Source organism: Lelliottia sp. EB106-05-01-XG201 (assembly GCF_058791735.1).
The window spans coordinates 4,140,673-4,154,920 of record NZ_JBYTDV010000001.1 but is presented as its reverse complement, the minus strand read 5'-3'; the positions used below and the strand labels follow the sequence as shown (position 1 = coordinate 4,154,920).

General features: G+C 53.2%; 11 protein-coding genes and 1 tRNA gene. 11 read left to right on the top strand and 1 reads right to left on the bottom strand.

Translation table 11 applies throughout. The annotated features are described in order from the left end of the window. Nucleotides 1-183: 183 nt before the first annotated feature. Nucleotides 184-1,530: an argininosuccinate synthase gene (gene argG / locus AC3WS9_RS19370; protein WP_282491808.1), complete on the bottom strand. Its 1,347-nt coding sequence runs from the start codon at nucleotides 1,528-1,530 to the stop codon at nucleotides 184-186. Nucleotides 1,531-1,871: 341 nt separating this feature from the next. Here argG and AC3WS9_RS19365 point away from each other — a divergent pair. From AC3WS9_RS19365 to AC3WS9_RS19315, 11 genes are all read left to right on the top strand, one after another. After that, a tRNA-Met gene (locus tag AC3WS9_RS19365) sits at nucleotides 1,872-1,948 on the top strand. Between the two features lie 207 nt (nucleotides 1,949-2,155). Continuing rightward, nucleotides 2,156-2,608 (top strand): ribosome maturation factor RimP, encoded by a 453-nt coding sequence (gene rimP / locus AC3WS9_RS19360; protein ID WP_282491807.1) that lies wholly within the window; start codon nucleotides 2,156-2,158, stop codon nucleotides 2,606-2,608. A 28-nt stretch (nucleotides 2,609-2,636) separates the two neighbouring features. Further along, nucleotides 2,637-4,124: a transcription termination factor NusA gene (gene nusA / locus AC3WS9_RS19355; protein WP_100778754.1), complete on the top strand. Its 1,488-nt coding sequence runs from the start codon at nucleotides 2,637-2,639 to the stop codon at nucleotides 4,122-4,124. Nucleotides 4,125-4,148: 24 nt separating this feature from the next. Continuing rightward, on the top strand, nucleotides 4,149-6,842 hold the full coding sequence (gene infB, locus AC3WS9_RS19350; RefSeq protein WP_282491806.1) for a translation initiation factor IF-2: 2,694 nt from the start codon (nucleotides 4,149-4,151) through the stop codon (nucleotides 6,840-6,842). Between the two features lie 104 nt (nucleotides 6,843-6,946). Then, a complete protein-coding gene (rbfA, locus tag AC3WS9_RS19345) occupies nucleotides 6,947-7,348 on the top strand; it encodes a 30S ribosome-binding factor RbfA (protein WP_100778756.1) in 402 nt (133 codons plus the stop codon). Next, nucleotides 7,348-8,292 carry a tRNA pseudouridine(55) synthase TruB gene (truB, locus tag AC3WS9_RS19340; RefSeq protein ID WP_492489938.1) on the top strand — a complete coding sequence of 315 codons (945 nt, stop codon included), beginning with the start codon at nucleotides 7,348-7,350 and terminating at the stop codon, nucleotides 8,290-8,292. Before rbfA ends, truB begins: the two co-directional genes overlap by 1 nt. A 150-nt stretch (nucleotides 8,293-8,442) precedes the next feature. After that, entirely contained in the window at nucleotides 8,443-8,712 is a 270-nt protein-coding gene (rpsO, locus tag AC3WS9_RS19335; protein WP_003861789.1) for a 30S ribosomal protein S15, read from the top strand. Between the two features lie 241 nt (nucleotides 8,713-8,953). Beyond that, complete coding sequence (pnp, locus tag AC3WS9_RS19330) at nucleotides 8,954-11,089, top strand: polyribonucleotide nucleotidyltransferase (protein ID WP_095283551.1); 2,136 nt, start codon at nucleotides 8,954-8,956, stop codon at nucleotides 11,087-11,089. Between the two features lie 108 nt (nucleotides 11,090-11,197). Then, nucleotides 11,198-12,082: a lipoprotein NlpI gene (nlpI, locus tag AC3WS9_RS19325; protein WP_282491803.1), complete on the top strand. Its 885-nt coding sequence runs from the start codon at nucleotides 11,198-11,200 to the stop codon at nucleotides 12,080-12,082. A 109-nt stretch (nucleotides 12,083-12,191) separates the two neighbouring features. Further along, the gene (gene yrbN / locus AC3WS9_RS19320; RefSeq protein WP_097919743.1) at nucleotides 12,192-12,272 is read left to right on the top strand and encodes a protein YrbN; all 81 of its coding nucleotides are present in this window, start codon (nucleotides 12,192-12,194) and stop codon (nucleotides 12,270-12,272) included. After that, the gene (locus tag AC3WS9_RS19315) at nucleotides 12,265-14,196 is read left to right on the top strand and encodes a DEAD/DEAH family ATP-dependent RNA helicase (RefSeq protein WP_285145815.1); all 1,932 of its coding nucleotides are present in this window, start codon (nucleotides 12,265-12,267) and stop codon (nucleotides 14,194-14,196) included. Before yrbN ends, AC3WS9_RS19315 begins: the two co-directional genes overlap by 8 nt. The last annotated feature ends 52 nt before the right edge of the window (nucleotides 14,197-14,248 follow it).

Here is a 14,248-nt window from a genome sequence, read left to right as displayed (position 1 = left end):
AAAGACGTCGAAAGACGTCTTTTTTTTCGTCTGTATCTTTTGCTTTTCGTGTTTTGTAGGCCCGGTAAGCGCAGCGCCACCGGGCAAAACTGGCGGGTGGCGCTGCGCTTACCCGCCCTACGAACACCGCAACCGACAACAAAAAAGGCGCCATCAGGCGCCTTTTGCATTTCATCTGAACGATTACTTCTTATCGCTGTGTTCCAGATTCTCAACCTGCGGCAGACCATTGCCGGAAGAGGCAGAGAGCAGGCCGGTTTCGATGTAGTTGAACAGCTTCTCACGGGTGTCGGTGATATCCAGATTACGCATGGTCAACTGACCGATACGATCGTCCGGAGAGAAGACCGAATCGCCTTTCTCCATGGTCAGACGCTCTGCTTTATAGGTCAGGTTGTCAGACACGGTGTTCAGGATTGAATAGTCGTTACCCCGACGCAGTTCCAGCGTCACTTCACCGGTGATGGCGCTCGCCACCCAACGCTGCAGCGCGTCACGCAGCATCAGCGCCTGCGGATCAAACCAGCGACCCTGATACAGCAGTTTACCCAGCTGACGGCCATGAGAGTGATACTGCTCGATGGTGTCTTCGTTGTGAATACCGGTCAGCAGACGCTCATAGGCGATGTGCAGCAGGGCCATCCCCGGCGCTTCATAGATGCCGCGGCTCTTCGCTTCGATGATACGGTTTTCAATCTGATCGCTCATGCCTAAACCGTGACGACCACCGATGCGGTTGGCTTCGAGCATCAGCTCGACGTCATCAGCGAACTTCTGGCCGTTCAGGGCAACCGGATGGCCGCGCTCAAAACGTACAGTCACCTCTTCGGCCTGGATTTTGACGTTTTCGTCCCAGAACTTCACGCCCATGATCGGGTTAACGATCTTCACGCTGGAGTTCAGGAATTCCAGGTCTTTCGCTTCGTGCGTCGCACCCAGCATGTTGGAGTCGGTGGAGTAGGCTTTCTCAACTGACATCTTGTAGTCGAAGCCGCAGGCGATCATAAACTCGGACATTTCATGACGGCCGCCGAGCTCGTCGATAAAGTCGGTGTCCAGCCACGGTTTGTAGATCTGCAGCTCGGCGTTGGTCAGCAGGCCATAGCGATAGAAACGCTCAATGTCGTTGCCTTTATAGGTACTGCCATCGCCCCAGATGTTCACGCCGTCGTCTTTCATAGCCGCGACCAGCATGGTGCCGGTGACCGCACGGCCCAGCGGTGTGGTGTTGAAATAGGTCAGACCGCCCGTGGTGTTATGGAATGCGCCGCACTGAATTGCCGCGATACCTTCCGCAACCAGCTGCTTACGGCAGTCAATCAGACGTGCGTTCTCTGCGCCATATTCCATGGCACGGCGAGGGATCGCATCATAATCTTCCTCATCCGGCTGACCCAGGTTCGCAGTATAAGCATACGGAACCGCTCCCTTTTGGCGCATCCACAGCAGTGCAGCGCTGGTATCCAGGCCGCCAGAAAAAGCGATGCCAATACGTTGTCCTACCGGAAGATGCTTGAGAATCGTCGTCATAAAATAAAACCCTGCTTGATTGACTGATAAGAGACCGCTTTCGCTCTTATTGCATGTTTATGCAAAATAAGTGAGTTTTCATTTAATCATCTTTTGTCGATGACCGGAAGAGATTCGTGCGTTTTTTGTAAAAATTCCTTTGGTGCTGCCCGTTGCGGGATGATTCGACAAACACACACAAACATTTAACGCTATTCAGCGTAGCGCATGGAAACCAGAGTTGACAGCCGAATGCTCTAACCAATATAATGCATGCAGATTTTACGTCCCGTCCTCGGTACCAAATCCCAGCATTATTTGCATTTTTTACCCAAAACGAGTAAAATTTGCCACGTTTCAGGCGCGGGGTGGAGCAGCCTGGTAGCTCGTCGGGCTCATAACCCGAAGGTCGTCGGTTCAAATCCGGCCCCCGCAACCACTTTCCTATAAAGTTCTTTTTCAAATATACTGTGAAGACTCAGAGCCTTCGTAGCTGGATTTGAAAAAATTCTTTCAGAAAGTGCTCCAGGCCGCAGTTGCGGCTATAGGGTTCAGTTATCTAAAGCCCCGATTTATCGGGGTTTTTTGTTATCTGACTACAGAATAACTGGGCTTTAGGCCCTTTTTTTATGTCTTGGGGGTGGGCTTGTCCACATTAGAGCAAAAATTAACAGAGATGATTAAGGCACCAGTCGAAGCACTGGGCTACGAACTGGTCGGCATCGAATTTATTCGCAGCCGCACATCCACGCTGCGCATCTATATTGATAGTGAAGATGGCATCAATGTTGATGATTGTGCTGATGTCAGCCACCAGGTCAGTGCGGTTCTTGACGTTGAAGATCCTATTACTGTTGCCTACAACCTGGAAGTTTCCTCGCCTGGTCTCCATCGTCCAATGTTCACCGCTGAGCATTACACGAAGTATCTCGGTGAAGAAGTGACTGTTGTCCTGCGTATGGCTGTGCAGAACCGCCGTAAATGGCAGGGCATTATTAAGGCCGTTGATGGTGAGATGATCACGGTAACAGTCGAAGGCAAAGATGAAGTGTTCGCGCTGAGTAATATCCAGAAGGCGAACCTGGTTCCCCACTTTTAACAGTCTGGATTGAGGTGAAAAGCCCGCGATGAACAAAGAAATTTTGGCTGTTGTTGAAGCCGTCTCTAACGAGAAATCACTGCCGCGTGAGAAGATTTTCGAAGCGCTGGAAAGTGCCCTGGCTACGGCAACCAAGAAAAAATACGAACAAGAGATCGATGTTCGCGTAGAAATCGATCGTAAAAGTGGTGACTTCGATACCTTCCGCCGTTGGGTGATCGTTGAAGAAGTGACCCAACCAACCAAAGAAATCACGCTTGAAGCGGCTCGTTACGAAGACGAAAGCTTCAACGTTGGCGAATATGTTGAAGATCAGATCGAATCTGTCACCTTCGACCGTATCACCACCCAGACCGCTAAGCAGGTTATCGTACAGAAAGTACGTGAAGCTGAGCGCGCGATGGTGGTTGATCAGTTCCGCGAACACGAAGGTGAAATCATCACCGGTGTGGTGAAGAAAGTGAACCGTGACAACATCTCTCTGGATCTGGGCAGCAACGCTGAAGCCGTGATCCTGCGTGAAGACATGTTGCCGCGCGAGAACTTCCGTCCAGGCGACCGTATCCGCGGTGTTCTGTACGCAGTGCGTCCAGAAGCACGTGGTGCGCAGCTCTTCGTCACTCGCTCTAAGCCAGAAATGCTGATCGAACTGTTCCGCATTGAGGTGCCAGAAATCGGTGAAGAAGTTATCGAGATCAAAGCAGCGGCCCGCGATCCGGGTTCTCGCGCTAAGATCGCGGTAAAAACCAACGACAAGCGTATCGACCCGGTCGGTGCTTGCGTCGGTATGCGTGGCGCACGTGTCCAGGCAGTCTCTACTGAACTGGGCGGCGAGCGCATTGATATCGTTCTGTGGGACGACAACCCGGCACAATTCGTGATTAACGCGATGGCTCCGGCTGACGTGTCTTCTATCGTTGTCGACGAAGACAAGCACACCATGGATATCGCCGTTGAAGCAGGTAACCTGGCACAGGCTATCGGTCGTAACGGTCAGAACGTACGTCTGGCTTCTCAGCTGAGCGGCTGGGATCTGAACGTCATGACGGTTGATGACCTGCAGGCTAAGCATCAGGCTGAAGCCCATGCAGCGATCGATAACTTTACGAAGTACCTGGACATCGACGAAGATTTCGCCACCGTCCTGGTTGAAGAAGGTTTCTCTTCGCTTGAAGAACTGGCCTATGTGCCAATTAAAGAACTGCTGGAAATTGACGGCCTGGATGAAGCAACCGTTGAAGCCCTGCGTGAACGCGCTAAAAACGCACTGACCACCCTGGCGCTGGCTCAGGAAGAAAGCCTTGGCGATAACAAGCCGGCTGATGACCTGCTGAATCTGGAAGGTCTTGATCGTGCGATTGCGTTCAAGCTGGCTGCCCGTGGTGTTTGTACGCTGGAAGATCTCGCTGAGCAAGGCGTTGATGACCTGGCTGATATCGAAGGTTTAACCGACGAGAAAGCCGGCGAGCTCATCATGGCCGCACGTAATATTTGCTGGTTCGGCGACGAAGCGTAATAAACTGTAGCAGGAAGGAACAGCATGACTGATGTAACTGTAAAATCGCTGGCTGCTGAGATTCAAACCCCTGTGGACCGCCTGGTACAGCAATTTGCTGATGCAGGGATCCCAAAGGCGGCTGATGACTCAGTGACTGCGCAAGAAAAACAAACATTGTTAGCGCACCTGAACCGTGAACACGGTTCTACGCCTGACAAACTGACGCTGCAGCGCAAAACGCGTAGCACGTTAAACGTTCCCGGTACCGGTGGGAAAAGTAAATCGGTACAAATCGAAGTCCGCAAGACACGCACCTTTGTAAAACGTGATCCGCAAGAGGCCGAGCGCCTTGCAGCGGAAGAGCAGGCGCAGCGTGAAGCGGAAGAGCAAGCCCATCGTGAGGCAGAAGAAACAGCCAAGCGTGAGGCAGTATTAAAAGCTGAACGTGAGGCCGCTGAAAAAGCGAAACGCGATGCCAGTGAAAAAGCAAAGCGTGAAGCTGCGGAAAAAGACAAAGTGAGCAATCAACAGACTGACGATATGACCAAAACCGCCCAGGCAGAAAAAGCCCGTCGTGAAAATGAAGCAGCCGATCTGAAGCGTAAAGCGGAAGAAGAAGCGCGTCGCAAGCTCGAAGAAGATGCGCGTCGCGTCGCTGAAGAAGCACGTCGTATGGCGGAAGAAAATGCCGGTGTTTGGGCTGAGCAAGAGAAAGAGAAAGGTGAAGAGGATAAGAGCGATTATCACGTCACCACGTCTCAGCATGCTCGCCAGGCCGAAGATGAGAACGATCGTGAAGTCGAAGGCGGCCGTGGCCGTACTCGTACGACTAAAGCGGCGCGTCCTCAGAAGAAAGGCAACAAGCACTCTGAATCCAAAGCTGACCGTGAAGAAGCGCGCGCCGCTGTTCGTGGTGGTAAAGGTGGCAAGCGTAAAGGTTCCTCTTTACAGCAAGGCTTCCAGAAACCTGCTCAGGCCGTTAACCGCGACGTTGTGATTGGCGAAACCATCACCGTGGGCGACCTGGCAAACAAAATGGCTGTGAAAGGCTCTCAGGTCATCAAAGCGATGATGAAACTGGGCGCAATGGCAACCATTAACCAGGTTATCGATCAGGAAACCGCACAGCTGGTTGCTGAAGAGATGGGCCACAAAGTTATCCTGCGTCGTGAAAACGAGCTGGAAGAAGCGGTAATGAGCGACCGTGACACTGGCGCTGCGGCAGAATCCCGCGCACCGGTTGTGACCATCATGGGTCACGTTGACCACGGTAAAACCTCTCTGCTGGACTACATTCGTTCAACGAAAGTGGCCTCTGGCGAAGCGGGCGGCATTACCCAGCACATCGGTGCATACCACGTTGAAACTGACAACGGTATGATCACCTTCCTGGATACCCCGGGTCACGCCGCGTTTACCTCCATGCGTGCTCGTGGTGCTCAGGCAACGGATATCGTTGTTCTGGTTGTTGCAGCAGACGATGGCGTGATGCCACAGACAATCGAAGCTATCCAGCACGCGAAAGCGGCGCAGGTGCCAGTGGTTGTTGCTGTGAACAAGATCGATAAGCCAGAAGCGGACATGGATCGCGTTAAAAACGAACTGTCCCAGTACGGTGTTATGCCGGAAGAGTGGGGCGGTGAGTCTCAGTTCATCCCAGTTTCTGCGAAAGCAGGTACCGGTATTGATGACCTGCTGAACGCCATCCTGCTGCAGGCTGAAGTTCTGGAGCTGAAAGCCGTTCGTAAAGGCATGGCAAGCGGTGCAGTGATCGAATCCTTCCTCGATAAAGGTCGTGGTCCGGTAGCCACTGTTCTGGTCCGTGAAGGTACCCTGAACAAAGGCGACATCGTGCTGTGTGGCTTCGAATACGGCCGTGTTCGTGCGATGCGTAACGAACTGGGTCAGGAAGTTCTGGAAGCAGGTCCATCCATTCCTGTGGAAATCCTGGGTCTGTCCGGTGTTCCGGCTGCCGGTGATGAAGTGACTGTTGTTCGTGACGAGAAGAAAGCGCGTGAAGTTGCGCTGTACCGTCAGGGCAAATTCCGCGAAGTTAAACTGGCTCGTCAGCAGAAATCTAAACTCGAGAACATGTTCGCTAACATGACCGAAGGCGAAGTTCACGAAGTGAACGTCGTACTGAAAGCGGACGTTCAGGGTTCTGTGGAAGCGATCTCCGACTCTTTACTGAAACTGTCTACCGACGAAGTGAAAGTGAAGATCATCGGTTCTGGTGTCGGTGGTATCACCGAAACCGACGCAACCCTGGCTGCGGCGTCCAACGCGATTCTGGTTGGCTTCAACGTTCGTGCTGATGCTTCTGCGCGTAAAGTTATCGATTCAGAAAGCCTGGATCTGCGCTACTACTCCGTCATCTACCATCTGATCGACGAAGTGAAAGCAGCGATGAGCGGCATGCTGTCTCCGGAACTGAAACAGCAGATCATCGGTCTGGCTGAAGTTCGTGACGTGTTCAAATCACCGAAATTCGGTGCGATTGCGGGTTGTATGGTTACCGAAGGTACCATCAAGCGTCACAACCCAATCCGCGTTCTGCGTGACAACGTGGTTATCTACGAAGGCGAGCTGGAATCCCTGCGCCGCTTCAAAGATGACGTTAACGAAGTCCGTAACGGCATGGAATGTGGTATCGGCGTTAAGAACTACAACGACGTTCGCGTTGGCGATATGATCGAAGTGTTCGAAATCATCGAAATCCAGCGTAGCATCGCTTAATCCCTGAAAGGGTTAAGAAAATTGTAAGCCGGGTAAGCGAAGCGCCATCCGGCATGAAATATCAAAAGGGGCTTATGGCCCCTTTTTTGTCTGGAGAATTTATTATGGCGAAAGAATTTGGTCGCCCACAGCGCGTTGCTCAGGAGATGCAGAAAGAGATCGCTCTCATCCTGCAGCGCGAAATCAAAGACCCACGCGTGGGAATGATGACCACCGTTTCGGGCGTTGAAATGTCCCGTGACCTGGCGTATGCCAAAGTGTTCGTCACCTTCCTGAACGACAAAGACGAAGCAGCTGTTAAAAACGGCATTAAAGCCCTGCAGGAAGCCTCTGGTTTTATCCGCTCTCTGCTCGGCAAAGCGATGCGCCTGCGTATCGTGCCTGAGCTGACCTTCTTCTACGATAACTCCCTGGTAGAAGGTATGCGCATGTCCAACCTGGTGACCAGCGTGGTTAAACATGACGATGAACGTCGTGTGAACCCGGACGACAGCAAGGAGGACTGATGAGTCGTCCTCGTCGTCGCGGTCGCGACGTGCACGGCGTGTTGCTGCTGGATAAACCTCAGGGCGCATCCAGTAACGACGTGCTGCAAAAAGTGAAGCGTCTTTATAACGCCAACCGCGCCGGACATACCGGCGCGCTGGATCCGCTGGCGACCGGCATGCTGCCGGTGTGTCTGGGCGAAGCCACCAAGTTTTCCCAGTACCTGCTCGATTCCGATAAGCGTTATCGCGTGATCGCAAAACTGGGTCAGCGCACGGATACTTCCGATGCGGATGGTCAGGTTGTCGAAGAGCGTCCGGTGATCTTCAGTGAAGAACAGCTTCAGGCAGCGCTTGAAAGCTTCCGTGGCGATACCCTACAGGTGCCGTCCATGTATTCGGCGCTGAAGTATCAGGGCAAAAAGCTCTACGAGTACGCCCGTCAGGGTATTGAAGTCCCGCGTGAAGCGCGCCCGATCACGGTTTATGAGCTGCTGTTCATTCGTCATAAAGGCGATGAGCTGGAGCTGGAAGTTCACTGTTCGAAAGGGACTTATATTCGTACCATCATTGACGATCTGGGTGAAAAGCTGGGCTGTGGCGCGCATGTCATCTACTTGCGTCGTCTGGCTGTCAGCAAATATCCGGTCGAACGCATGGTGACGCTTGAGCATCTGCGTGCGCTGGTCGAACAGGCAGAAGAGCAGGGGATCTCCCCGGCCGATCTGCTCGATCCGCTGCTGATGCCAATGGACAGCCCGGCCGCTGATTTCCCGATCGTGAATTTGCCATTAACGTCATCCGTATACTTTAAAAACGGCAATCCGGTTCGCACGACAGATACCCCGCATACCGGGCTGGTTCGCGTGACGGAAGGCGAAGAAAACAAGTTCATCGGAATGGGTGAAATCGACGACGAAGGCCGCGTCGCACCGCGTCGCCTGGTGGTTGAATATCCCCTTTAAGATATTTACTTGCCTTGCGATAAGCAGGGGAGACGGGTAGAATATCGCCGCTTAACGCCTGGTAAATTGTTTAACAATCTGCGGGGCGTAAACTGGGGTTGCTGAATTAGAGATCGGCACCCTTTCATTCTTTATTTTTTGGAGTTCATCATGTCTCTAAGCGTTGAAGCTAAAGCTAAAATCGTTTCCGAGTTCGGTCGTGGTACTAACGACAGCGGTTCTACCGAAGTTCAGGTAGCCCTGCTGACTGCACAGATTAACCACCTGCAGGGTCACTTTGCAGAGCACAAAAAAGATCACCACAGCCGTCGTGGTCTGCTGCGTATGGTTTCTCAGCGTCGTAAACTGCTCGACTACCTGAAACGTAAAGATGTTGCACGCTACACCGCGCTGATCGAGCGTCTGGGTCTGCGTCGCTAAGTCTTGCGAGTTTCAGAAAAAGGGGCCTAATGGCCCCTTTTTTCAACCAGACGGCAGCAATTCACTGGAAACTATTGTATTGTTGCTATAAATGATCTTCATTGCAGAGGTTCGCGCGGCTAATGAGAGGCTTCACCCATGGGGGTGTCGGTTGTCATTAGTCGCGAGGATGCGAAGAAGGTCGGGTTAAATCGACAGCACACCGAAGGTGTGCTGTCATTCATTAAGAAAGGACAGAATTTTGCTGAATCCGATCGTTCGTAAATTCCAGTATGGTCAGCATACCGTCACTCTGGAAACCGGCATGATGGCACGTCAGGCTACTGCTGCCGTTATGGTAAGCATGGATGACACTGCGGTATTCGTGACCGTTGTTGGTCAGAAAAAAGCTAAACCAGGTCAGGACTTTTTCCCGCTGACCGTTAACTATCAGGAGCGTACTTACGCTGCTGGTAAAATCCCGGGTGGCTTCTTCCGTCGTGAAGGCCGTCCAAGCGAAGGCGAAACCCTGATTGCGCGTCTGATTGACCGCCCGGTTCGTCCGCTGTTCCCGGAAGGCTTCGTTAACGAAGTTCAGGTTATTGCGACCGTTGTTTCCGTTAACCCACAGGTTAACCCGGACATCGTAGCGATGATCGGTGCATCCGCTGCACTGTCCCTGTCAGGTATTCCATTCAACGGTCCTATCGGTTCTGCTCGCGTCGGCTACATCAACGACCAGTACGTACTGAACCCGACTCAGGATGAGCTGAAAGAAAGTAAGCTGGACCTGGTTGTTGCCGGTACCGAAGCTGCGGTACTGATGGTTGAATCCGAAGCAGAACTGCTGAGCGAAGACCAGATGCTGGGCGCGGTGGTATTTGGCCACGAGCAGCAGCAGATTGTTATCCAGAACATCAACGACCTGGTGAAAGAAGCCGGTAAACCACGTTGGGACTGGCAGCCAGAAGCCGTGAACGAAGCGCTGAACGCGCGCGTTGCTGCACTGGCAGAAGCTCGTCTGAGCGATGCATACCGCATCACTGATAAACAAGAGCGTTACGCTCAGATTGACGTCATCAAATCCGAAACCATCGCTACGCTGGTTGCTGAAGATGAATCTCTGGACGCGAACGAGCTGAGCGAAATCCTGCACGCTATCGAGAAAAATGCTGTACGTAGCCGCGTTCTGGCTGGCGAACCGCGTATCGATGGCCGCGAAAAAGACATGATCCGTGGTCTGGATGTGCGTACCGGCGTTCTGCCACGTACTCACGGTTCCGCACTGTTCACCCGTGGCGAAACTCAGGCGCTGGTAACAGCCACTCTGGGTACCGCACGTGACGCGCAGAACATCGACGAACTGATGGGCGAGCGCACTGACAGCTTCCTGTTCCACTACAACTTCCCTCCGTACTCCGTAGGCGAAACCGGTATGGTTGGCTCGCCTAAGCGTCGTGAAATTGGTCACGGTCGTCTGGCGAAGCGCGGCGTGCTGGCTGTAATGCCGGAAGCTGACAAATTCCCGTACACCGTTCGTGTGGTTTCTGAAATCACCGAATCTAACGGTTCTTCTTCCATGGCTTCCGTGTGTGGCGCTTCCCTGGCTCTGATGGATGCAGGCGTGCCAATCAAAGCCGCTGTTGCGGGTATCGCAATGGGCCTGGTGAAAGAAGGCGACAACTTTGTTGTTCTGTCTGACATTCTGGGCGACGAAGATCACCTGGGCGATATGGACTTCAAAGTAGCGGGTTCCCGCGAAGGTATCTCTGCGCTGCAGATGGATATCAAAATTGAAGGTATCACCAAAGAGATCATGCAGGTTGCTCTGAACCAGGCTAAAGGTGCGCGTCTGCACATCCTGGGCGTGATGGAACAGGCGATCAACGCGCCGCGCGGCGACATCTCTCAGTTCGCACCGCGTATCCACACGATCAAGATCAGCCCGGACAAGATCAAAGACGTGATCGGTAAAGGCGGTTCTGTGATCCGTGCTCTGACTGAAGAGACCGGCACCACCATCGAAATCGAAGATGACGGTACCGTGAAGATCGCAGCGACCGACGGCGAAAAAGCGAAATTCGCGATTCGTCGTATCGAAGAGATCACTGCAGAAATCGAAGTGGGTCGCATCTACAATGGTAAAGTGACCCGTATCGTTGACTTTGGCGCGTTCGTTGCCATCGGTGGCGGTAAAGAAGGTCTGGTTCACATCTCTCAGATCGCTGACAAGCGCGTTGAGAAAGTGACCGATTACCTGCAGATGAACCAGGAAGTACCGGTTAAAGTTCTGGAAGTTGACCGCCAGGGCCGTATCCGTCTGAGCATTAAAGAAGCAACCGAGCAGTCTCAGCCTGCTGCCGCGCCGGAAGCCCCGGCCGCAGAACAAGGCGAGTAAGGTTGCATTTGCCCTCCGCTTTGGCGGAGGGCGTATTATCAGGCAGGACGCCTTGTTAGCAGCCGGGGGACAGGACGTTCATCCAATAGTTGTCTTCGGGAGTGGGAAATGAAGCCTTTTTTGCGCTGGTGTTTCGTTGCGACAGCTTTAACGCTGGCAGGATGCAGCAACTCTGCCTGGCGTAAGAGCGAAGTCCTCGCAGTGCCATTGCAACCGACTTTGCAGCAGGAAGTGATTCTGGCACGCATGGAACAAATTCTTGCCAGTCGGGCTTTAACCGATGATGAACGCGCACAGCTTTTATATGAGCGCGGAGTGTTGTATGATAGTCTCGGTCTGAGGGCACTAGCGCGAAATGATTTTTCACAAGCGCTGGCAATCCGACCTGATATGCCTGAAGTATTCAATTACTTAGGCATATATTTAACGCAGGCAGGCAATTTTGATGCTGCCTATGAAGCGTTTGATTCTGTACTTGAGCTTGATCCAACTTACAACTACGCGCACTTGAACCGCGGTATCGCCCTGTATTACGGCGGTCGTGACAAGTTAGCGCAAGATGATCTGCTGGCGTTTTATCAAGACGATCCTAATGATCCTTTCCGCGTCCTGTGGCTTTATATCGTTGAGCAGAAGCTCGATGAGAAGCAGGCGAAAGAGACGTTAAAGCAACGTTTCGAGAAATCGGACAAGGAACAATGGGGATGGAACATTGTCGAGTTCTACCTGGGCAACATTAGCGAAGCAACGCTGATGGATAGGCTCAAGGCGGACGCAACGGATAACACCTCGCTCGCTGAGCATCTCAGTGAAACCAACTTCTATTTAGGTAAGTACTACCTAAGTCTGGGGGATAAGGACAGCGCCACGGCACTGTTCAAATTAGCGGTTGCTAACAACGTCCACAACTTCGTTGAGCACCGTTATGCATTGTTGGAATTATCGCTCTTGGGCCAGGAGCAAGACGACCTGGCAGAATCGGACCAGCAATAGCTGACGTCACCACTTCAGCCCGTAATCATTTTTTGATTGCCATCACCTTAACTGGTGAGGGCGTTGTTGTTCGTCAATACACCTACTTTGAGCCGGTTCACACTTTTCAATGAAAATTGCTAATCATTTTCACGACGAGTTATGTAGACTGGCCGCCATTAATATCGAGGCACTTGTACTACATGGCTGAATTCGAAACCACTTTTGCAGATCTGGGCCTGAAGGCCACTATCCTTGAAGCCCTTAACGATCTGGGTTACGAAAAACCATCTCCGATCCAGGCTGAATGCATCCCGCATCTGCTCTCTGGTCGTGACGTGCTGGGCATGGCCCAGACTGGTAGCGGTAAGACCGCAGCGTTCTCGCTGCCACTGCTGCACAACATTGATCCGGAACTGCGTGCTCCGCAGATCCTCGTGCTCGCTCCGACCCGTGAACTGGCTGTTCAGGTTGCGGAAGCGATGACTGAATTCTCTAAACATATGCGCGGCGTGAACGTGGTAGCCCTTTACGGCGGCCAGCGTTATGACGTGCAGTTACGCGCCCTGCGTCAGGGTCCACAGATTGTTGTCGGTACACCTGGCCGTCTGCTGGATCACCTGAAACGCGGTACTCTGGATCTCTCTAAACTGAGCGGTCTGGTTCTGGATGAAGCTGACGAAATGCTGCGCATGGGCTTCATCGAAGATGTAGAAACCATCATGGCTCAGATCCCAGAAGGTCATCAGACCGCTCTGTTCTCTGCAACCATGCCAGAAGCGATCCGTCGTATCACCCGTCGTTTCATGAAGGATCCGCAGGAAGTGCGCATCCAGTCCAGCGTGACCACTCGCCCGGACATCAGCCAGACTTTCTGGTCTGTACATGGAATGCGTAAAAACGAAGCGCTGGTGCGTTTCCTGGAAGCAGAAGATTTTGATGCGGCGATTATCTTCGTACGTACCAAAAACGCGACCCTGGAAGTGGCTGAAGCTCTGGAACGTAGCGGCTATAACAGCGCAGCGCTGAACGGCGACATGAACCAGTCCCTGCGTGAGCAGACTCTGGAGCGTCTGAAAGACGGTCGTCTGGACATCCTGATTGCAACCGACGTGGCAGCACGTGGTCTGGACGTAGAACGTATCAGCCTGGTTGTGAACTACGATATCCCTATGGATTCCGAGTCTTACGTTCACCGTATCGGTCGTACCGGTCGTGCGGGTCGTGCTGGCCGTGCTCTGCTGTTCGTTGAGAACCGTGAGCGTCGTCTGCTGCGTAACATTGAACGCACCATGAAGCTGACCATTCCAGAAGCAGACCTGCCAAACGCAGACCTGCTGGGCAAACGCCGTCTGGAAAAATTCGCCGCGAAAGTACAGCAGCAGCTGGAAAGCAGCGATCTGGATCAGTACCGTGCTCTGCTGGCGCAAATCCAGCCGACCGTAGAAGGCGAAGCGCTGGACATCGAAACTCTGGCTGCAGCGCTGCTGAAAATGGCCCAGGGCGAACGTGCTCTGATCGTACCACCTGATGCACCGATGCGTCCTAAGCGTGAATTCCGCGACCGTGACGATCGTTTCGATCGCAACGATCGTGCTCCACGCGGCGACCGCAATGACCGTGGCCCACGTGGCGACCGTCCAGAGCGTAGCGGTGAAGACCGTCCACGTCGTGAGCGTCGTGACGCAGGCGATATGGAACTGTACCGCATCGAAGTTGGCCGTGATGATGGTGTTGAAGTGCGTCATATCGTTGGCGCTATCGCTAACGAAGGCGACATCAGCAGCCGTTACATCGGTAACATCAAGCTGTTCGGTACTCACTCTACTATCGAACTGCCAAAAGGCATGCCGGGCGAAGTTCTGCAGCACTTTACTCGCACTCGCATCCTGAACAAGCCAATGAACATGCAGCTGATGGGCGATGCCCAGCCGCGTCCGGACCGTGGTCCTCGTCGTGAAGGCGATCGTCCAGCGGGCGAGCGTCGCTTTGGTGGCGGTGAGCGTCGTGAAGGCGGTCGTGGTCCTCGTCGTGATGGCGCAGCACCAGCCGGTGCAGGCCGCTTCAGCGGTGAGCGTCGCGAAAATCGCGGCCCACGTCGCGAAGAAGGCACTACCCGTCGTCGCGACGCGTAATAGCCACGCCTGATAGCGTAAAGTAATCATTACAGCCCCGATATTTTTTATC